Here is a 19668-nt window from a genome sequence, read left to right on the forward strand (position 1 = left end):
CTGATCGTACGGCGTGACGGCACTGCAGGGTTGCCAGAGACCGTTGCCCGGCTAGGCTGGCCTGCAACCCAATGAGGCCGGGGGCATGAAACGGCAAGGCAAACACGCGCAGGTCACCGGCGGCGGTACCGGAATCGGACTGGCAACTGCGCAAACCCTCGCAGCTGAAGGCGTGCAGATCGCCAATCCCGGGCGCAGGCAGGTGGTGCTGGCGGAGACTGCAACGGAAGGCCTGCATCCGTCAGCCGCAGATGGGCGCAGCAAAATGACGTGAGCGCGAAGTTAGGGGCGTGCTGCGGCTGTCCAGGCCACGGCCCGGACCAGTGAACGGCCAAAGCATTGAGACCACGGTCGGGCAGACCTGATGAACCGGGAGTCTTTCAACCGCTTTTGCGCCATTTTCCCTGCCGCCAGACAGGTTGTGCAATGGGGCAATTCGGACGTCTGGAAAGCGGGTGGCAAGCTGTTTGCGGTCTGCGGCTGGGCTGACGGCTGGGATGCCTTCACCTTCAAGGCTGGCGAAATTGCCTTTGAGGTGCTGCAGGAGCGCCCCGGCGTCCGCCCCGCGCCCTGTCTGGCATCGCGTGGCATGAAATGGCTGCAGCATTACGATTCGCCCGGGCTGACGGATGCGGAGTTGCGGGAGCAAATCACCATTCCCTACCAGCTGGTGGCTGCGGGATTATGCAAACGCAAACGGGCCGGATTCGGCATTCCAGATCCACCGCCCGGCTGAGCGGCGGGCTGATACAGGCCGCTAGGCACTGGACAGACGGGCCGCGATACGATAGCAAACCCCGAAAAGCTTTAAGCTTGAAATACCCTACAGATGCGAGGCCGCCCATGACCGATTTTACCGCAACCAAGGCGATGTTCGATCTGCCCGAAGGGGTGATCTATCTGGACGGCAACTCGCTGGGCCCGCTGCCTCGTGCGGCCAGGGACCGCGTTGGCGCGATGATGCAGGACGAATGGGGCCAGATGCTGATCACCGGCTGGAACAAGGCCGGCTGGATGGCCAAGCCCAAGGCGCTGGGTGACCGCATCGGGCGGCTGATCGGCGCCGAGCCGGGCCATGTGGTGATGGGCGACACGCTGTCGATCAAGGTCTACCAGGCCGTCGCCTCGGCGCTGGAGCTGAACCCCGGCCGCAAGGTGGTGCTTTCGGACAACGGCAACTTCCCCACCGATCTTTACATGGCCAGCGGGCTGCTGAAATCGCTGGGGCCGGATTATGAACTGCGGGTGGTGGACCCGGAGGCAGTGGAGGACGCCATCACCGATGAGATTGCGGTGCTGATGATCACCGAGGTCGACTATCGCACCGGCCGCAAGCACGACATGAAAGCGCTGACGGACAAAGCCCACGCCCATGGCGTGATGACGGTCTGGGATCTGGCCCATTCGGCGGGCGCGTTGTCGGTGGATCTGGCGGGTTGCGGCGCCGATTTTGCGGTTGGCTGCACCTACAAGTACCTCAACGGCGGCCCCGGCGCGCCGGCGTTCATCTATGTCGCGCCGCGCCACGCGGAACACGTCCGCCCGGCGCTGTCCGGCTGGCTGGGCCATGAGGCGCCGTTTGCCTTTGACCTCGACTACCGCCCCGGCCATGGCATCGACCGGATGCGCGTTGGCACCCCGCCGGTGATCCAGCTGACCGCGCTGGAGGCGGCAATGGACATCTGGGACATGGCGGACATGGCATCCGTGCGCGCCAAATCCATCGAACTTTGCGATCTGTTCATTGCCGAGGTCGAGGCGCAATGCCCGCAGCTGGAGCTGGCCTCGCCGCGCGATCCCGCCTTCCGCGGCAGCCAGGTATCGTTCAAGTTCGACGAGGGCTATGCCGCGATGCAGGCGCTGATCGACCGCGGCGTGATCGGCGACTTCCGGGCGCCCGACATCATGCGCTTCGGATTCACCCCGCTCTATATCGACGAGGGCGACGTGCGCGCTGCAGCGGAAATCGTCACCGACGTGATGACCAACGCCCTGTGGGACCGGCCGGAATACATGGTCCGCCACGCCGTCACCTGATGCGCCGCCCCCTCTCATCCCATCTGCCGCTCTGCCGCCCGGCGGGCTGGGTCGCGCTGTGGCGCCGCCTGGCCCAATGCGGCACCCTGAACCGGAGAACGCCTCCCTTTCCCTGAATCGTGATACACTTAGGAAAAGGAACACTTCGATGACAAAACCCTATGACCCCGCCGAAGACGGCGCCCAGATGTCCTTTGACGGGCGCATGTCCTATGGCGACTACCTGTCGCTCGACATGCTGCTGAATGCGCAGAAGACATGGACCAACACCCATGACGAGATGCTGTTCATAATTCAGCACCAGACCTCTGAGCTGTGGATGCGGCTGGCCATTCACGAACTGACCGCCGCCCGCCAACATCTGCTGGGCGGCAAGGCGCATCAGGCGTTCAAGATGCTGGCCCGGGTGGCGCGGATCTTTGAGCAGCTGAACTCCGCCTGGGACGTGCTGCGCACCATGACGCCGTCGGATTATACCGCGTTCCGGGACGAGCTGGGCCAAAGCTCCGGCTTTCAATCGCACCAGTACCGGCAGATCGAGTTCATGCTGGGCAACCGCAACAAGGCGATGCTGCGCCCGCATTCGCACCGTCCCGATACCCTGGCGCTGCTGGAAGCCGAGCTGGCACAGCCCTCGCTTTATGACGTGGCGCTGAAGGCCCTGGCGCAAAAATTCCCGTTGCCGGATGCCGTTCTGAACCGGGATGTCTCCGAAGCCTATGTGCCGCATGAGGCCGTGCAGGCCGCCTGGACCGAGGTCTACCGCGACACCGAAACCCATTGGGAGCTGTATGAACTGGCCGAGAAACTGGTGGATTTCGAAGATTACTTCCGCCGCTGGCGCTTCAACCACGTCACCACGGTGGAGCGCGTCATCGGCTTCAAGCGCGGCACCGGCGGCACCGGCGGCGTCAGCTATCTGAAACGGATGCTGGAAGTGGAGCTGTTCCCCGAGCTCTGGCACTTGCGCACCGAGCTTTGAACCAGGCTGCGGGCCTGAGTTTCAGGCCCGGCCGTCAGCGCGGCGCCAGCCCGGCCCCGAACAGGGCTGCCAGCTGGCGCACACCTTCCTGGTAGGTCGCATAATCTCCGGCGGCCTGCTTGATGCCTTTGAGGGACGCACAAATGGTCCGGGCAATCACTGCAGCATCCCCGTTCAGCACCGCCTGCCCGGCCTCTGCCTGCTGCTGCAGCCAGGCGGCATAAAGCCCGCGCAAAGCTTCCTCGCCTTTTTCGATCTGCTCGCCCGCCACGCTTTTGGTGATCTCAAACAGCTCCAACCCGTGCGGCGAGGTCAGCATCGATTCAATTGCTTCGCCGCCTTGCCCCTCGAATGCGGCCAGCAGACGCTCAGCCATCGGCCCTTCCGACGTCAGCCCGGCCCGGACATTCTCCGCCGCATTGCCGTAGTACGCGGCGACAAGCGCCCGGAAGATCGCCTCCTTGTTCTTGAAATGCAGATAGAGCGCCGGACGCGACATGCCCGCGCCCTTGGCGATGTCGTCCATCGAGGTTTTGCGGAACCCATAGGTGGAGAACGCTACCCACGCGGCCCCCAGGATTGCCTGCTGTTTCGGATCAATGCCTGCCATGTTCATGAGTTTGCTTCTGACATTGCTCGCCAAAAATGTCAATTGACACGCTGACATATTTGGTTACATTTGTCATGTTCGCATCAGAGGAAGGCAAATCATGGCCACCACGCTCCGCATCAATGGAAAATCCCATCAGGTGGATCTGCCTGACGATGTGCCTCTCCTGTGGGTGCTGCGCGATGAGGTCGGCCTCACCGGCACCAAATACGGCTGCGGCGTTGCGGCCTGCGGCGCCTGCACGGTGCACATCGATGGCGAGGCGGTGCGCTCCTGCCAGGTGGCGCTGTCGGATGTCTGGGGAGATATCACCACGATCGAGGGCCTCGGAACGCCTGATGCAATGGCGGCAATCCAGCAGGCCTGGGTGGCGCAACAGGTGGCGCAATGCGGCTACTGCCAGTCCGGCCAGATCATGCAGGCGGCCAGCCTGCTGGCAGCGAACCCGGCCCCATCAGACGCCGAGATTGACGAAGCGATGCAGGGCAACCTTTGCCGCTGCGGCACCTACCCGCGTATCCGGGCCGCCATCCATGCCGCGGCAAAACAGATGCAGGGGGCATAATTTCATGGCCAGCATCGGAAAAATCGCCCGCCGCAGCTTTCTGATCGGCTCTGCCGCCATCGCCGGCGGCGTGGCCTTTGGCGCCTATGCCGTCAGCCGCCCGGCCCCCAACCCATTGGATCCAGGCAAGGGCGAGGCGGCGCTGAACCCCTTTGTACTGATCGACCAGAAGGGCATCACCCTGTTTGCCCCGCGCGCCGAAATGGGCCAGGGCGTCAAGACCAGCTGGGCTGCTCTGATCGCGGAAGAGCTGGACGTGGAACTGGACCAGGTGCGGGTGCTGCACGGGCCGGCCGCCAAGGCCTATTACAACTCCGCGTTCATGGCGGATGCGCTGCCCGGCAAGGGCTATGACACCAGCAACTTCAAGCATTCGGTCGGCGAAGCGCTGGGACATCTCGGCAAAGTGCTGAACCTGCATGGCACCGGCGGCTCGACCTCGATGAAAGACGGGTTCAAACGGATGCGGCATGCAGGCGCCACCGCCCGCGAGACGCTTAAACAGGCGGCGGCAGATCGGCTCGGCCTCAGCCGGGGCCAGCTCAGCACCGCCAAGGGCGCAGTGATCGCACCGGACGGAACCCTGATCCCCTACACCGACCTCGCCATGGAGGCCGCCAAGCTGGTCCCGGTGGAAGCGGATCTGCGTCCGAGCAATGAATGGCGGCTGATCGGAAAATCCCAGCCCCGGCTTGACATGGTGGAGAAATCCACCGGCACTGCGGAATTCGGCATCGACGTGCGGCTGCCGGGGATGAAGTTTGCAGCGCTGCGGATGAACCCGCGCCAGGGCGGCGGCATGAAGCGCTTCGACGCCGCCGCAGCCGCCGCCATGCCCGGCGTGGAAAAGGTGATCGGCATGGGCGCCGGCGTGGCGGTGGTTGCCAGCAATACATGGCTGGCCATGCAGGCCGTGGAGGCAATCGAAGTAGACTGGGGCGACGCCCCTTATCCGCCGGAAACCGATCAGATCTTCGCCCGCATTGCCGAGGCCTTTGACGACGCGCCAAATTCGGTTCTGCGCGATGACGGCGATGCGGACCAGTTGCCCGTGGGCGCAACGGAACTGACGGCGGACTATCAGGTGCCCTATCTGGCCCATGCCACCATGGAACCGATGAATGCCACCGCCCTCTTGCAGGTCGGCAAACTGACCGTCTGGTGCGGCAACCAGATGCCGACATTCACCCGGTCGAAATGCGCGGCAGAGGCCGGGCTGGACTCCGAGCAGGTCGACATCCGCACCACCTATCTGGGCGGCGGTTTCGGGCGGCGGGCCGAGTTCGACTATGCGGTGTTCGCCACCCGCGCCGCCAAGGCGTTACCCGGCGTGCCGGTTCAGCTTACCTGGAGCCGCGAGGAAGACATGCGGCACGACATGTACCGCCCCGGTGCACTGGCGCGGATGCGCGGCGCGGTGAAGGATGGCTCGGCGGTGCTGATGGATGGCAAGGTGGCCGCAGCTTCGCCCACCGAACAGGCGATGAAGCGGCTGGCGGATTTCACCCCCGCAGGCCCCGACAAGGTGCACGTCGAGGGGTTCTTCAACTCCCCTTACGCAATCCCGAATTACCGGATGGCCGGGCATATCTCCGACCTGCAGATCCCGGTCGGCTTCTGGCGGTCTGTCGGCAACAGCTTCAACGCCTTTTTCGTCGAAAGCTTCATTGATGAAATGGCCCATGCCGCCGGCACCGACCCGCTGGAGTTCCGCCTGGACCTGGCCCGCCGTGAATGGGAACCGGCCGCAGGCGTGCTGGAGGCGGTCAAGGAGATGTCCGGCTGGACTGGCGCCACGCCCGATGGCGCGGGACGCGGCGTGGCCCTGTGCTACAGCTTTGGCACGCCGGTGGCCGAGGTGATCGAAGTTGTGGAGGAAAACGGCAGCATCCGCATCGCCAAGGCCTGGATTGCCTGCGACATGGGCCAGGTGATCGACCCGGAGATCGTCAAGGCCCAGATGTTCGGCGGCATGGCATACGGGCTGTCGGCGGCCTGCTTTGGCGAGATCACCTTTGCCGATGGCGCCGCCGAACAGGGGAACTTCCCTGACTACGACGCCCTTCGCATGCGTACGATGCCCAAGACCGAGGTGCATGTGCTGGAAACCCAGGCCCATATGGGCGGCGCAGGTGAGCCCGGCACCCCGCCAGCCGCGCCGGCATTGGCAAACGCGCTGTTTGACCTTACCGGCAAACGCGCCCGCCGACTGCCCTTGATGCATGAATTTGATCTGATGGTCTGAAACGGTTTGCAGCCCGCCCCGCGGGGCGAGCTGCAGGTTCTTCGCCTAGCCCAGAATCTTGACCATCCGGTAGTTGTGAATTTTCACACCGCCGCGCACAAATTCGCACCGCTTGTCCATGGCAAACCCCGCACGTTCGAAAAAGCCGCGCGCCGCTTCGCTGGCCTCGACATACAACAGCCTGATTCCCTGGCGCAGCGCAGCCTCTTCCAGTTTTCCGTAAAGCATCACCGCAACGCCCTGCCCTGCGGCACGGGGATGGCAGAACAGCATGTCGATATGGCCGTCCGCCTCAAGATCAATGAAAGCCACCGGCACGTCTTCGTCATCTGCCGCCACCCATACCGCCCGGCCATCGGACAGCTTCTGCCGGATCGCGTCACTTGGCGGTGTCTTGGGGCACCATGCGCTGATTTGCGCAGGAGAATATACCCGGCTGGCAATACCATGAACAGCGGACGAGAAAACATCCGCCAGCGCCGCTGCATCACTTGCTTTGAATTGCCTTATAACGCTGGAAACCGGCCTGCCGCCAGCCTCCCTCCTCGCACCAACTGCCATATACAAACCTTTTAAGCTGACCTTTGCAATCCAGCCTGCGCCGCGCCAGCCGCCCAGGCCCTGACCGCATCGCCGAACGCCTCGAACAGCGGCCGCGACACCGGATCGCTGGCCGCGCCCCATTCCGGGTGCCACTGCACTGACATGGTAAAGCCCGGCGCATCCTTGATATATACCGCTTCCGGCGTGCCATCGGGCGCCTGCCCGTCAACCACCACCCGCGCGCCCGGACGCTTGATCCCCTGGCCGTGCAATGTGTTGGTCATCACCTCTTCGGCTCCGAACAACCGGTGGAACACCCCGCCGGGGTTGAACCTGACCGTATGGCGCAGGGCGAATTTCTCCTCCAGCGTGCCATCCGGCGGCATCCGGTGGTTCATCCGCCCGGGCAGGTCGCGGATTTCCGGATGCAGCGTGCCGCCCATCGCCACATTGACCTCCTGGAAACCGCGGCAGATTCCCAGGAATGGCTGGCCGCGGTCAACACAGGCCCGTATCAGCGGCAGCGCGATCGCATCGCGCGCCCGGTCAAAGGCACCATGCGCTTCGGTCTCGGCCTCGCCGTATTCATGCGGGTGCACATTCGGGCGCCCGCCGGTGAGCAGAAACCCGTCAAAACTCTCCAGCAGCTCGCCCACCGTGACAAACCGCGGATCTGACGGGATCATCAGCGGCATGCAACCCGCCACCTCGGCAATCGCCTCGGAGTTCATGGTTCCGCCCGCATGGACAGGATACTGATCGTTGATCAGGTAGGAATTTCCGATGATACCAACTTTGGATCGGGCCATAGTCCGCTCTTCTTATGATGTGTTAAGAAAAACCTACCTCCCTGCGGCCTCCACATCAACGGGGACAACGGCGCAACAGACTGTTCAGCCCTGCACAACGCTGCGGAATATCTGTCCGTTTCAGATCTCGCCCTGCAATCCGGCGGCCTCGATGCCAGCCATTGCGGCAATCGCATCGTTGTCCGAGGTGTCGCCTGTGACACCCACGGCCCCGATCACGGCACCCGCACTGTCCCTAACCAGAACTCCGCCCGGCACCGGCACCACCTGGCCGCCATAGACACCGTTCACCGCCGCCATGAAATAGGCCTGTGCTTCTGCACGGGCCATCTGCGCCGTGCCCGCCATGCCCAGCATCACCGCGCCATAGGCCTTGCCATGCGCAATCGCAAACCGGCCCGGCGCCGCGCTATCCTCGCGCTCGAACGCCTGCACATGGCCGCCTGCATCCAGCACCACCACCGACAGCGGTTTCAGCTGCAGTGCGCGGCCGCTTTCCAGCGCCTTGTGGATGATCGTGCGGGCCTGATCCAGTGAAATCCCTGACATTGGCGTACTTCCTCCCGTTACCTGACGTCACGAAAGGAAAAAGGAGGCCAAAAGGCCCCCTTTGACTACCCCTGATTAAGAGGAAACTGTTTCATCCGGTCAGTTTGCCGCGGTCAGCTCGTGGCTTCTTGCGCCTTCAACTCCAGCCGCCGGGCGTGCAGCACCGGCTCGGTATAGCCCGATGGCTGCACCCGGCCCTTCAACACCAGATCGCAGGCCGCCTGGAAGGCGATGCTGTCATAGCCCGGCGCCATCGAACGGTAGGTATTGTCGCCGCGGTTCTGCTCGTCCACAACCTTGGCCATCTTGCGCAGGGAGCCCATCACCTCCTCTTCGCTGACCACGCCGTGGTGCAGCCAGTTGGCAATGTGCTGGGCGGAGATCCGGCAAGTGGCGCGGTCTTCCATCAGGCCGACGTCATTGATGTCCGGCACCTTGGAGCACCCCACCCCCTGGTCGATCCAGCGCACCACATAGCCGAGGATGCCCTGCGCGTTGTTGTCCACCTCGCGTGCAATCTGCTGCGGCGTCCATTTGCGGTAGGTGGCCAGCGGAATTTCCAGAATACCGTCCACATGGGCGCGGCGGCCGCCTGCTTTGAGCCGTTTCTGCACCGCAAACACATCCACCTTGTGGTAATGCAGCGCATGCAGGGTCGCGGCGGTCGGGCTTGGCACCCAGGCGCAATTGGCGCCGGATTTCGGATGTTCGATCTTCTGCTCCAGCATCGCCGCCATCATGTCCGGCATCGCCCACATGCCCTTGCCGATCTGTGCCTTGCCGCTCAGGCCGCATTCCAGCCCGATATCCACGTTCAGGTTCTCATAGGCGCCGATCCAGCCCTTGCGCTTGATGAAGTCCTTGCGGGAGAACGGCCCCGCCTCCATCGAGGTGTGGATCTCGTCCCCGGTGCGGTCCAGGAAACCGGTATTGATGAAGGCCACCCGGTGCTTGGCCGCGCGGATGCATTCCTTGAGGTTGACCGAGGTGCGGCGCTCCTCATCCATGATGCCGATCTTCACGGTGTGGCGCGGCAGGCCCAGGATATCCTCGACCTTGCCGAAGATCCGGTCGGTAAAGGCGACTTCCTCCGGCCCATGCATCTTGGGCTTCACCACGTAGACAGAACCGTGGGCCGAGTTGCCGCCCTCGCGCTTCAAGTCGTGCTTGGCGATCAGGACGGTGATCAGCGCGTCCAGCAGCCCTTCATAGGCTTCCTTCCCGTCCTGATCCAGCACCGCCGGGTTGGTCATCAGATGGCCCACATTACGCACCCACAGCACCGCCCGGCCCTTCACGGACATCGCAGAGCCGTCCGGCGCAGTGAAGCCGAAATCCGGGTTCAGACGGCGGGTAATGCTCTTGCCGCCCTTGTCCAGCTTCGCTTCCAGATCGCCCTTCATCAGCCCCAGCCAATTGGAATAGGCCTGCACTTTATCCTCGGCATCAACGCAAGCCACCGAGTCCTCGCAATCCATGATTGCAGACATGGCGCTTTCCAGCCGCACGTCCGCCAGCCCCGCCTGATCGCGCGCCCCGATCGCATGGGCGCGGTCAAACACCAGCTCCACATGCAAGCCATTGTTACGCAAAAGAACCGCCTCCGGCGCCTTGGGGTTGCCGCGGTAGCCTGCGAATTTCTCCGGTTGCGCCAGCGGCAGATCGTCGACCAGCAGCTGCCCGTCCTGCACATAGTAGCGGCGCACATCCGCGTGGCTGGCGCCGTCAATTGGAAAGGCTTCATCCAGGAACACCCGCGCCCGTGCCACAACCCGCGCGCCGCGGCCCTTGTCATAACCGCCCTTGGGCGCCGGGCTGCCCATCGCATCGGTGCCATAAAACCCGTCATACAGGCTGCCCCAGCGGGCATTCGCCGCATTCAGCGCATAGCGGGCATTGGTGATCGGCACCACCAGCTGCGGCCCCGGCACCGAGGCGATCTCGGGATCCACATTCCGCGTCTCGATCTCAAAATCCCCGCCCTCGGGCAGCAGATAGCCAATGCCGGTCAGAAAAGCCTTATAGCCCTCGTGATCATGCGGCTTATCCCGGTTGGCGATATGCCAGGCATCGATTTCCGCCTGCATCTTTTCCCGTTTGTCCAGCAGCGCGCGGTTTTCCGGGCCGAGCCCGTTCACCAGCTCCGCCAGGCCCGCCCAGAACGCTTCTGCCTCAACCCCGGTACCGGGCAGTGCCTGCTTTTCGATAAAATCCGCCAATTCCGGCGCAACCTGAATTCCCTGCTTTTCGACCCGGCTCATGACTTGCTCCTTTGGACGGTGCACCACAGTATGCTGTTCCATAACTAGGGGAGAAGTTTCCGATCGGCAACAAAACAGCCTACCTCTGAAACCGAACTCAATTTCTTGATTTTCAAGAAAGTGCTGCGGATTTTTCCGGTTGCGTCGTTACAGCCACCAATCCGCTTGCAGCGCCGCCTCTATCCGCTACACCTGAAAGGACCCGGTGCAGAGGAGAGCGAGAATGGCCAAAGACACGCCCCAAACCTTCTACCTGAAAGAGTACACCCCTTTTGGATATGACGTTGAAAGCGTTCACCTGACCTTCCGCCTGACGCCGGAAACCACCCGCGTTCTCAGCAAGATCCGCTTTGCGCCCAAAGCGGATGCAGCAGACAAGACCTTCTTCCTGCACGGTGAAGACCTTCAGCTGATCTCAGCAAAGATCGACGGCCAGGACGTCGCGCCCGAAGCCACCGATAAAGGCCTCACCTGCAATGTGCCCAGCGCCCCCTTCACTTGGGAGGCCGAGGTGGAAATCAACCCGGCCGGCAATACCGCGCTGGAGGGGCTCTATATGTCCAACCGCATGTATTGCACCCAATGCGAGGCCGAGGGTTTCCGCAAGATCACCTACTACCCCGACCGCCCCGACGTGATGTCCACTTTCACTGTCCGGATCGAAGGCGACGAGCCGGTGATGCTTTCGAACGGCAACCCAGTTGGCCAGGGCGAAGGCTGGGCCGAATGGCACGATCCCTGGCCGAAGCCGGCCTATCTGTTTGCACTGGTGGCGGGCGATCTGGTCAACTACCCCGGCGCCTTCACCACCAGGTCCGGCAAGGAGGTCGAGCTGAACATCTGGGTCCGCCCCGGTGACGAGGACAAATGCGCCTTTGGCATGGAGGCGCTGAAGAAGTCGATGAAATGGGACGAGGACGTCTACGGGCTTGAGTACGACCTCGACCTGTTCAACATCGTCGCCGTGGACGACTTCAACATGGGCGCGATGGAGAACAAAGGGCTGAACATTTTCAATTCTTCCTGCGTTCTGGCGTCCCCGGAAACCTCCACAGATGCAAATTTTGAACGCATCGAAGCAATCATCGCCCACGAGTATTTCCACAACTGGACCGGCAACCGGATCACCTGCCGCGACTGGTTCCAGCTCTGCCTCAAGGAGGGGCTGACCGTTTTCCGCGATGCCCAGTTCACCGCCGACATGCGCTCGGAACCAGTCAAGCGGATCGAAGATGTGATCACCCTGCGCGCGCGCCAGTTCCCGGAGGACAACGGCCCCCTCGCGCACCCGCCGCGGCCTGAACAATTCCAGGAAATCAACAACTTTTACACCGCCACCGTCTACGAAAAAGGCGCCGAGGTGATCGGCATGCTGAAACGCCTGGTGGGGGACGAAAACTACTACAAGGCACTGAAGCTGTATTTTGCGCGCCACGACGGCCAGGCCTGCACCATCGAGGACTGGCTGAAAGTGTTCGAAGACGCCACTGGCCGCGACCTGCAGCAGTTCAAGCTGTGGTACAGCCAGGCCGGCACCCCGCGGGTGAAAGTTTCGGAAGACTTTGCAGACGGCACCTACACCCTGACGTTTGAGCAATCGACGCCCCCGACGCCCGGCCAGCCGGACAAGGCGCCGCGGGTGATCCCGATGGCGGTGGGCCTGCTGTCTCCCAACGGCAGCGAAGTGCGCCCGACCGAGGTGCTGGAGCTGACCGGGGCGAAACAAAGCTTCACCTTTGACGGCCTCGCCTCCAAACCCGTGCCGTCGATCCTGCGTGAATTCTCCGCCCCGGTGATCCTGGAGCGTGAAACCACCAACGCCGAACGCGCCTTCCTGCTGGCGCATGACACCGACCCCTTCAACCGCTGGGAGGCAGGCAACGCGCTGGCCAAGGAGACCCGCGTGGCAATGGTTCTGGATGGCGCCGCACCGGATGCGGCCTATCTCGATGCGCTGGAAAAGCTGGTGCGTGACGACAATCAGGATCCGGCCTTCCGCGCACTGGTTCTGACCCCGCCCAGCCAGGCCGACATCGCCCAGACCCTGCATGAGCGCGGCTTCACACCCGATCCGCAGAAAATTTACGACGCGGCAGAGACCTTCACCCAGACGCTGGCGCAGCAGCTGGAAACCAGCCTGCCCCGGCTGTATGCCGCCACCACAGTGGACGGCGCCTATGCCCCGGATGCAAAAGGTTCCGGCAAGCGCGCCCTGAATGGCCGCATCCTGTCGCTGCTCACCCGTCTGGACGGCGGCGAACAGGCAGTGCGCCAATACGCAGCTGCGGACAACATGACCCAGCAATACGCCGCCCTTGCCGCGTTGATGAAAGCCGAGAAGGGTGATGCCCAATCACAGGCATTCTTTGACCAGTGGCAGGACGACCGGCTGGTGATGGACAAGTGGTTTGCCCTGCAGGTCGCCTGCTCCGCGCCACAGAAAACCGCAGCCACCGCGGCGGCTCTGACGAAACACGCGTTGTTCGACATCAAGAACCCCAACCGTTTCCGCGCGGTCTTTGGCGCATTGGCGGGCAACCACGCGGGCTTCCATCATGCAAGCGGCGAGGCCTATGCCCTGCTGGCAGACAACCTGATTGCATTGGACAAGCTGAACCCGCAGACCACCGCCCGTATGTGCGCTGCCTTCCAGACATGGAAACGCTATGGTACGGACCGGAAAGCGCTGCTCCGCGCCCAGATGAGCCGTATTGCCGGCGCGCCGGGTCTCAGCCGGGACACCAATGAGATGATCACCCGGATCCTGGATGCCTGAAACACCCTCTCCGGCGGCGGGCTACAGCTTTTCCCGCCGGGGCCGCTCTCCGGCTGCGATGCTGGCAACGGGCGTCTGGCTGGCGGTATTGCTACTGTTGTGGCTCTTGCTGGATGCCGCCGTTTTGCTGGTGATCCTGCTGGCCCTGCCGGTTGTCCCCGCGCTTCTGGATCTGATCCGCAACCCCCTGTCAGGGCTCATGCTTTCGGGAAACCGGATCGAATGGTTCACCGGAGGCCTGACCGGCAAAGCCGAACTTGGGGAGATCGACCGTGTGCGTTTTGACACCCGATGGGATTTCTCAGTCCGCGCCACATTGATCCTGCGCAGCGGCAAGCGCATCCGCCTGCCGCAGGAGGCCACCCCGCCGCACGCTGAAGCAGACGCCGCATTCCAAGCCCGCGGCATCAAAACCGAACGTCACCATTTCACTGCGTTCTAACGGCCCCACCCTTAAATTTGCACATTTGACGTCGCGCGCGCCGCTGCCCCCCGCGAATGTTCCCATTGAGGCGTTAACTTTCCCGGTGCCGCCATCTTTGCGCCCCAATCTCTGACGACATTGTGAGCAACGACAAGCTGCCACTCATCAGGAAGCGCAAATGCTCACAACCTCTCGACAGGCACGGGATCTTCTGTCCCGAATTTCAGATCTGGTTTCCGACCGCGCCAAGCCTGCTGCCATTCCTGTTCCTGTCCCTGCTCCGCATCCAGCCCCGGCAGCGGAGCTTCCGGAACGCCGCCTGGCAGACAGCCTGTCCATCCCGGTCTGCAGCGCAAAGGGCGATCCGGAGTGCATCCAGGCCCAGGATCGCGGCCAGTTTCTGGCCCGGCAGGAGCGCTGGGACGAACTGTCCCGGCAAATCCGTGACGCAGATCAAGCCCGCGCCGCCGCCCGCGGCGGACTGCCGCTGGCTGACTTCGTCGCCTATGGCGCCCGGGCTGATGTTGTGAACGCAACCGAACATGCTTTGGCGGAGGACCAGGATGTCTGCAGCCGCTCATTGATCCGCGGCCTGATGGCGTTCGAGGCGCTGCGGGCCGAGAACCGCCAAGATCCCTATCTGACGGCCCTGGTTGCCCTTGCCCATATCGACATCGGCTGGGCCTGGCGCGGGACCGGTGGTCAAACCGTGGCATCGCAGCCGAACCAGCGCCGCTGCGCCGCCCATTTCGACCGTGCCGCGGCCTTGCTGGAGCCAATTGCAGAAGGCTGCCGGCACAGCCCGTTCCTGAAAGCCGCCCACTGCGCGCTGTTTGCCGGCCGCAATACCGGGACGCTGCGGGTGGCGGATGAATTCGGCGCGCTGATCGATCTTGCTCCCGGCAATCACCGCCACATGCGCACACTCGGCACCCATATGCTGCCGCGCCGGTCCGGTTCCTATGCGGCCCTCGAACTGGAGGCCCGCCGCTCCGCGTCCCGCACGGAGGAAACCTGGGGGGCTGGCGGCTACACCTGGGTCTACTTCGACGCTATTTCCATCGACGATCAGGCCTGCGCCCGTGTTGACACCCGGCTCTTCCTCGACGGGTTGAAGGACATCGTCAATGCCAACCCCTCGCAGGAGATGATCAACCTGCTGGCCGCCTATTGCACGGTTTCCCTGCGCAAGGGCCTGGGGCAGAATTTGCAGGCCGACGTGCCGCGGCTGGAGATTGCCGAGGCTGCAACCTGGCTGATCCGCGATCACCTGTCGGAACTGCATCCGCTGGTCTGGGCTCATGCCGCCGACGGCTTTGACAACAGTGCCCGCACCCGTTCCGCCAGCCGCTTTGCCGACCGCGGCCATGACGGCGCGCTTGCCGCCATAGCCGGGCAATTCCGCGGAGAGATCGAAGGCGGGCAGAAAGTCGCCTTTACCAACCACGGCCTGCAATTCAGCCCGGCATAGCCGGCCGGTTCTCATGAAAAACGGGGCCAAGGCCCCGCTTTGCTACTTCTTTTTAAAGGCATCCATCAGCGCCGCACCCAGCGCGCCTGTTCCCTGCTCCTTGCCTTGGCTCCCTTTGGGGCTGGCAGATGTTTTGCCTTTTCCGCCTGCAGGCTGACCGCCCCGTTGCGGCCCTGCACCCTTGGCCGGGCCGCGCGCATTACGGTCTTCCTTGGCCGACGCACCGCCATCTTTGCGCATGGTCAGGCCGATCCGTTTGCGCGGCACGTCCACTTCTGTGACCGTTACCTTGACCACCTGCCCGGTCTTCACAACCTCATGCGGATCCTTCACAAACCGGTCCGCCAGCTGGCTGACATGCACCAGCCCGTCCTGATGCACGCCAATATCCACAAAGGCGCCAAAGGCTGCCACATTCGTTACCGTGCCTTCCAGCACCATGCCCGGCTTCAGGTCGGTGATCTGCTCCACCCCGTCTTTGAAGGATGCCGTCACAAATGAAGGGCGCGGGTCGCGGCCCGGCTTTTCCAGCTCCTGCAAAATGTCCCGGACTGTGGGCAGGCCGAATTTATCGCTGACAAAATCTTCAGCCCGCAAACCTTTCAAAGCGGTTTCATCGCCCATGATCTGCCGGATGTCGCGCCCGCAGGCCGCAACCACCTTGCGGGCCACATCATAGGCCTCGGGGTGGACCGAGGACGCATCAAGCGGCTCCTTGCCATCCCGGATGCGCAGGAATCCGGCACATTGCTCGAACGCCTTGGGGCCCAGCCGCGCGACCTTCAGCAACTCCTTGCGGGACATGAACGCCCCGTTCAGGTCGCGGTGTGCGACAATCGCCTCCGCCAAGCCGGGGCCAAGCCCCGAGACATGCGCCAGCAGCGGTGCCGAAGCCATGTTCAGATCCACTCCCACACCGTTCACCACATCCTCGATCACCGCTTCCAGCGATTTCGACAGCTTGTGCTGATCCACATCATGCTGGTACTGGCCCACACCGATGCTCTTGGGCTCGATCTTCACCAGTTCCGCCAGCGGATCCTGCAGGCGCCGCGCAATCGACACCGCGCCGCGCAAGGACACATCCAGGTCCGGAAACTCCCGCGCTGCAAGCTCGGATGCGGAATAGACCGAGGCGCCGGCCTCGCTCACCACCACTTTGGTCGGTGCCTTCACCTTGGCAGGCAGATGGTTCAGCACCTCCGCCACCATCCGCTCGGTTTCGCGGCTGGCAGTGCCGTTGCCGATGGCGATCAGCTCCACGCCGTGTTCTGCAATCAGCTTGACGATCGACACCTGCGCGCCGCGCAAATCGTTCTTCGGCTGAAACGGATACAGCGTCTCTGTGGCCACCAGTTTCCCGGTTGCATCAACCACCGCCGCCTTGACGCCGGTGCGGATGCCCGGGTCCAGCCCCAGGGTCGGCCGCGCACCGGCTGGCGCCGCAAACAGCAGGTCCTTCAGGTTTCGCGCAAACACCTGAATGGCATCCTCCTGCGCCCGGCCGCGCAGATCGCCCATCAGTTCCAGCATCATCGAGAGGCTCAGCTTCACCCGCCAGGTCCAGCCCGCCACCTTGCGCAGCCAGGCATCGCCGGGACCGTTGCCGCCCGCATCCAGTTCCGCGGCCACCATCGCCTCGGCCCTCGCCACGCCCTCTTCCGGTTCAGGCCCGGCATCCAGCGTCAGAACGCCTTCGTTAGATCCGCGCAGCATCGCCAGTGCCCGGTGCGACGGCACATCGGCCCAGCGCTCGCTATGCGCGAAATAGTCGGAGAACTTGGCGCCTTCCTGCTCCTTGCCCTCGATGACTTTGGCGGTCAGTACCGCCTCCCGCTGCAAGAATTCCCGCAGCCGCCCCAGCAGATGCGCATTCTCTGTCAGACGTTCGGTCAGAATATCCCGCGCCCCGTTCAGCGCGTCTTTCACCGTTGCCACCGCCTCGGTGACATAACCTTCGGCCAGTTTCTCCGGATCTGCATTCCGGTCCGCCAGAATGGCGTCTGCCAAAGGCTCCAGCCCGTTTTCCTTGGCAATCATCGCCTTGGTGCGCCGCTTCGGCTTATAGGGCAGATAGATATCCTCCAGCTGCGCCTTGGTTTCAGCCTTGGCGATCGAGGCCGCGAGATCATCGGTCAGCTTGTCCTGCCCCCGGATCGACTCGCGGATCGCCGCCCGCCGTTTCTCCAGCTCGCGCAGATACTCCAGCCGTTCCGCCAGGGTACGCAGCTGGGTGTCGTCCAGCCCGCCCGTCGCCTCCTTGCGGTAGCGCGCGACAAAGGGCACCGTCGCGCCCTCGTCCAGCAGCGCAACCGCGGCGTTCACCTGTTTCGCGGCGGCGCCGATCTCTGTGGCGATGGTCTGGCTGATGCGGGCGGATGTGTCCAAGGCGGCCTCCTGTTGAACTGCTCGGGCTGCCAGTTCTAGCTCCGCGCAGGCGCATCGCCAAGGGGCTGAATCAGTCTCGAGCAAACCATCGCAAAGGGCAGCGCCCGTCCGCAGGCGGAAGCGAAGCGCCCGCCCATGGGGGCGGACGGGCGCTGCCCGGGCTTACAGCCCGAGCAATTAAGGACGTATCCGCGCCTCCCAGCGCATTCTCCGCCACCAGCCCCTTGCCCCTTGCCCCGCACAAGCCTAGAACGCTTGGCAACCAAAGACATTCGGATACGGCGGAAAACCATGCTCGACCTGACATATGAACTCCCCAAGCCCAAGGTGATCGCGGGCGCCAAGCATGACTGGGAACTGGTCATCGGCATGGAGGTGCATGCCCAGGTCAGCTCCAATTCCAAGCTGTTCTCCGGCGCCTCCACCAAATTCGGCGCCGAGCCGAACTCCAACGTGGCCTTCGTCGACGCGGCGATGCCCGGCATGCTGCCCGTCATCAATGAATACTGCGTCGAGCAGGCAGTGCGCACCGGACTCGGCCTGAAGGCCGACATCAACCTGTGGTCGGCCTTTGACCGCAAGAACTACTTTTATCCCGACCTGCCGCAGGGCTATCAGATTTCGCAGCTCTACCACCCGATCGTGGGCGAAGGCGAAGTGCTGGTGGAACTGGGCGACGGCACCGCGCGCAACGTCCGCGTGGAACGCATCCACATGGAGCAGGACGCGGGCAAATCGATCCACGACATGGACCCCAACATGTCCTTCGTCGACCTGAACCGCACCGGTGTCTGCCTGATGGAAATCGTCTCCCGCCCCGACATCCGCGGGCCGGAGGAAGCCGCTGCCTATATCGCCAAACTGCGCCAGATCATGCAGTATCTGGGCACCTGCGACGGCAACATGCAGAACGGCAACCTGCGCGCCGACGTGAACGTCTCGGTCTGTCTGCCGGGCCAGTATGAGAAGTACCAGGAAACCCAGGACTTCTCGCATCTCGGCACCCGCTGCGAGATCAAGAACATGAACTCGATGCGCTTCATCCAGCAGGCCATCGAGGTCGAGGCGCGCCGCCAGATCGCCATCATCGAGGCAGGCGGCAAGATCGACCAGGAAACCCGGCTCTATGATCCGGACAAGGGCGAAACCCGTTCCATGCGCTCCAAGGAAGAAGCGCATGACTACCGCTACTTCCCCGATCCCGACCTCTTGCCGCTGGAAATCGAACAGGACTGGGTGGATGATATCGCCGCCAATCTGCCGGAGCTGCCGGATGAGAAAAAGGCGCGCTTTATCAAAGACTTCGCCCTTAGCGATTATGACGCCTCGGTGCTGACCGCCGAGGTGGAAGCGGCCGCCTACTTTGAAGAAACCGCCAAGGGCCGCAATGGCAAACTGGCCGCCAACTGGGTGATCAACGAGCTGTTCGGCCGCCTCAAGAAAGAAGACCACGCCATCACCGACTCACCGGTTTCCCCGGCGCAGCTGGGCGGGATCATCGATCTGATTTCCTCGGACGCAATCTCTGGCAAGATCGCCAAAGATCTGTTCGAGATCGTCTATACCGAAGGCGGCGACCCGGCTGAAATCGTCGACGCGCGCGGCATGAAGCAGGTGACCGACACCGGCGCCATCGAAACCGCGCTGGACGAAATCATCGCCGCCAACCCGGCGCAGGTGGAAAAAGCCAAGGTGAACCCGAAACTGGCTGGCTGGTTCGTCGGCCAGGTGATGAAGGCCACCGGCGGCAAGGCCAACCCCAAGGCGGTGAACGAGCTGGTTGCCAAGAAACTGGGCGGCTGATCCCTGCCGGAACCCTATTTTAAGAAGGCGCCCCTGCGGCGCCTTTTTTTGTGCTCCATGATGCGGGCTGAACAGCACGTATCGCGAGCCAGTGCCCGGTCGATCACACCGGGCTGCATCCCTCACGCTTACCAAATCAACGTCATTCGAAACCCCGAAGCGGCTGCAAATTCGGCGAAATGCAAAAATTGATAGCTACGGTGCC

Annotated in this window: 16 protein-coding genes; 10 read left to right on the plus strand and 6 right to left on the minus strand. The window is 63.2% G+C overall.

What is annotated here, in order from left to right:
- Positions 1-85 precede the first annotated feature (85 nt).
- The 4 genes from METH_RS11770 to kynA all read left to right on the plus strand — a co-directional run bounded on the left by METH_RS11770 (position 86) and on the right by kynA (position 3019).
- On the plus strand, positions 86-274 hold the full coding sequence (locus METH_RS11770) for an SDR family NAD(P)-dependent oxidoreductase (protein ID WP_024090701.1): 189 nt from the start codon (positions 86-88) through the stop codon (positions 272-274).
- Between the two features lie 90 nt (positions 275-364).
- Positions 365-736 carry an MmcQ/YjbR family DNA-binding protein gene (locus METH_RS11775; RefSeq protein ID WP_024090702.1) on the plus strand — a complete coding sequence of 124 codons (372 nt, stop codon included), beginning with the start codon at positions 365-367 and terminating at the stop codon, positions 734-736.
- 107 nt (positions 737-843) lie between these two features.
- Positions 844-2037, plus strand: coding sequence for a kynureninase (kynU, locus tag METH_RS11780; protein ID WP_024090703.1), 1194 nt, complete (start codon positions 844-846; stop codon positions 2035-2037).
- 148 nt (positions 2038-2185) lie between these two features.
- The gene (kynA, locus tag METH_RS11785; RefSeq protein ID WP_024090704.1) at positions 2186-3019 is read left to right on the plus strand and encodes a tryptophan 2,3-dioxygenase; all 834 of its coding nucleotides are present in this window, start codon (positions 2186-2188) and stop codon (positions 3017-3019) included.
- A gap of 34 nt (positions 3020-3053) precedes the next feature.
- Here kynA and METH_RS11790 read toward each other — a convergent pair whose 3' ends face one another.
- Positions 3054-3635: a TetR/AcrR family transcriptional regulator gene (locus METH_RS11790; protein ID WP_024090705.1), complete on the minus strand. Its 582-nt coding sequence runs from the start codon at positions 3633-3635 to the stop codon at positions 3054-3056.
- 94 nt (positions 3636-3729) lie between these two features.
- On the opposite strand from METH_RS11790, the gene METH_RS11795 reads away from it, so the two are divergent.
- Entirely contained in the window at positions 3730-4194 is a 465-nt protein-coding gene (locus METH_RS11795; protein ID WP_024090706.1) for a (2Fe-2S)-binding protein, read from the plus strand.
- Between the two features lie 4 nt (positions 4195-4198).
- Positions 4199-6439: a xanthine dehydrogenase family protein molybdopterin-binding subunit gene (locus METH_RS11800; RefSeq protein ID WP_024090707.1), complete on the plus strand. Its 2241-nt coding sequence runs from the start codon at positions 4199-4201 to the stop codon at positions 6437-6439.
- Positions 6440-6484: 45 nt separating this feature from the next.
- Here METH_RS11800 and METH_RS11805 read toward each other — a convergent pair whose 3' ends face one another.
- The 4 genes from METH_RS11805 to METH_RS11820 form a co-directional block, all read right to left on the minus strand.
- Positions 6485-7123, minus strand: coding sequence for a GNAT family N-acetyltransferase (locus METH_RS11805; RefSeq protein ID WP_342667043.1), 639 nt, complete (start codon positions 7121-7123; stop codon positions 6485-6487).
- Positions 7012-7791, minus strand: a complete 780-nt coding sequence (locus METH_RS11810) for a gamma-glutamyl-gamma-aminobutyrate hydrolase family protein (RefSeq protein WP_024090709.1) — start codon at positions 7789-7791, stop codon at positions 7012-7014. The genes METH_RS11805 and METH_RS11810 overlap by 112 nt, the downstream gene beginning before the upstream one ends.
- Before the next feature lie 120 nt (positions 7792-7911).
- Positions 7912-8340: a GlcG/HbpS family heme-binding protein gene (locus METH_RS11815; RefSeq protein ID WP_044008408.1), complete on the minus strand. Its 429-nt coding sequence runs from the start codon at positions 8338-8340 to the stop codon at positions 7912-7914.
- Between the two features lie 113 nt (positions 8341-8453).
- On the minus strand, positions 8454-10601 hold the full coding sequence (locus METH_RS11820) for a malate synthase G (RefSeq protein WP_024090711.1): 2148 nt from the start codon (positions 10599-10601) through the stop codon (positions 8454-8456).
- Between the two features lie 223 nt (positions 10602-10824).
- Here METH_RS11820 and pepN point away from each other — a divergent pair, with 223 nt between their 5' ends.
- The 3 genes from pepN to METH_RS11835 all read left to right on the plus strand — a co-directional run bounded on the left by pepN (position 10825) and on the right by METH_RS11835 (position 15272).
- The gene (gene pepN, locus METH_RS11825; RefSeq protein ID WP_024090712.1) at positions 10825-13377 is read left to right on the plus strand and encodes an aminopeptidase N; all 2553 of its coding nucleotides are present in this window, start codon (positions 10825-10827) and stop codon (positions 13375-13377) included.
- Complete coding sequence (locus METH_RS11830; RefSeq protein WP_024090713.1) at positions 13370-13819, plus strand: hypothetical protein; 450 nt, start codon at positions 13370-13372, stop codon at positions 13817-13819. Before pepN ends, METH_RS11830 begins: the two co-directional genes overlap by 8 nt.
- A gap of 160 nt (positions 13820-13979) precedes the next feature.
- On the plus strand, positions 13980-15272 hold the full coding sequence (locus METH_RS11835; protein ID WP_024090714.1) for a hypothetical protein: 1293 nt from the start codon (positions 13980-13982) through the stop codon (positions 15270-15272).
- Between the two features lie 42 nt (positions 15273-15314).
- On the opposite strand, the gene METH_RS11840 is transcribed toward METH_RS11835, so the two are convergent.
- Positions 15315-17660: a Tex family protein gene (locus METH_RS11840; RefSeq protein WP_024090715.1), complete on the minus strand. Its 2346-nt coding sequence runs from the start codon at positions 17658-17660 to the stop codon at positions 15315-15317.
- A 291-nt stretch (positions 17661-17951) separates the two neighbouring features.
- On the opposite strand from METH_RS11840, the gene gatB reads away from it, so the two are divergent.
- Positions 17952-19463, plus strand: a complete 1512-nt coding sequence (gatB, locus tag METH_RS11845; protein ID WP_024090716.1) for an Asp-tRNA(Asn)/Glu-tRNA(Gln) amidotransferase subunit GatB — start codon at positions 17952-17954, stop codon at positions 19461-19463.
- The last annotated feature ends 205 nt before the right edge of the window (positions 19464-19668 follow it).

The sequence above is a fragment of the Leisingera methylohalidivorans DSM 14336 genome, from assembly GCF_000511355.1.
Classification (GTDB): Bacteria; Pseudomonadota; Alphaproteobacteria; order Rhodobacterales; family Rhodobacteraceae; genus Leisingera; species Leisingera methylohalidivorans.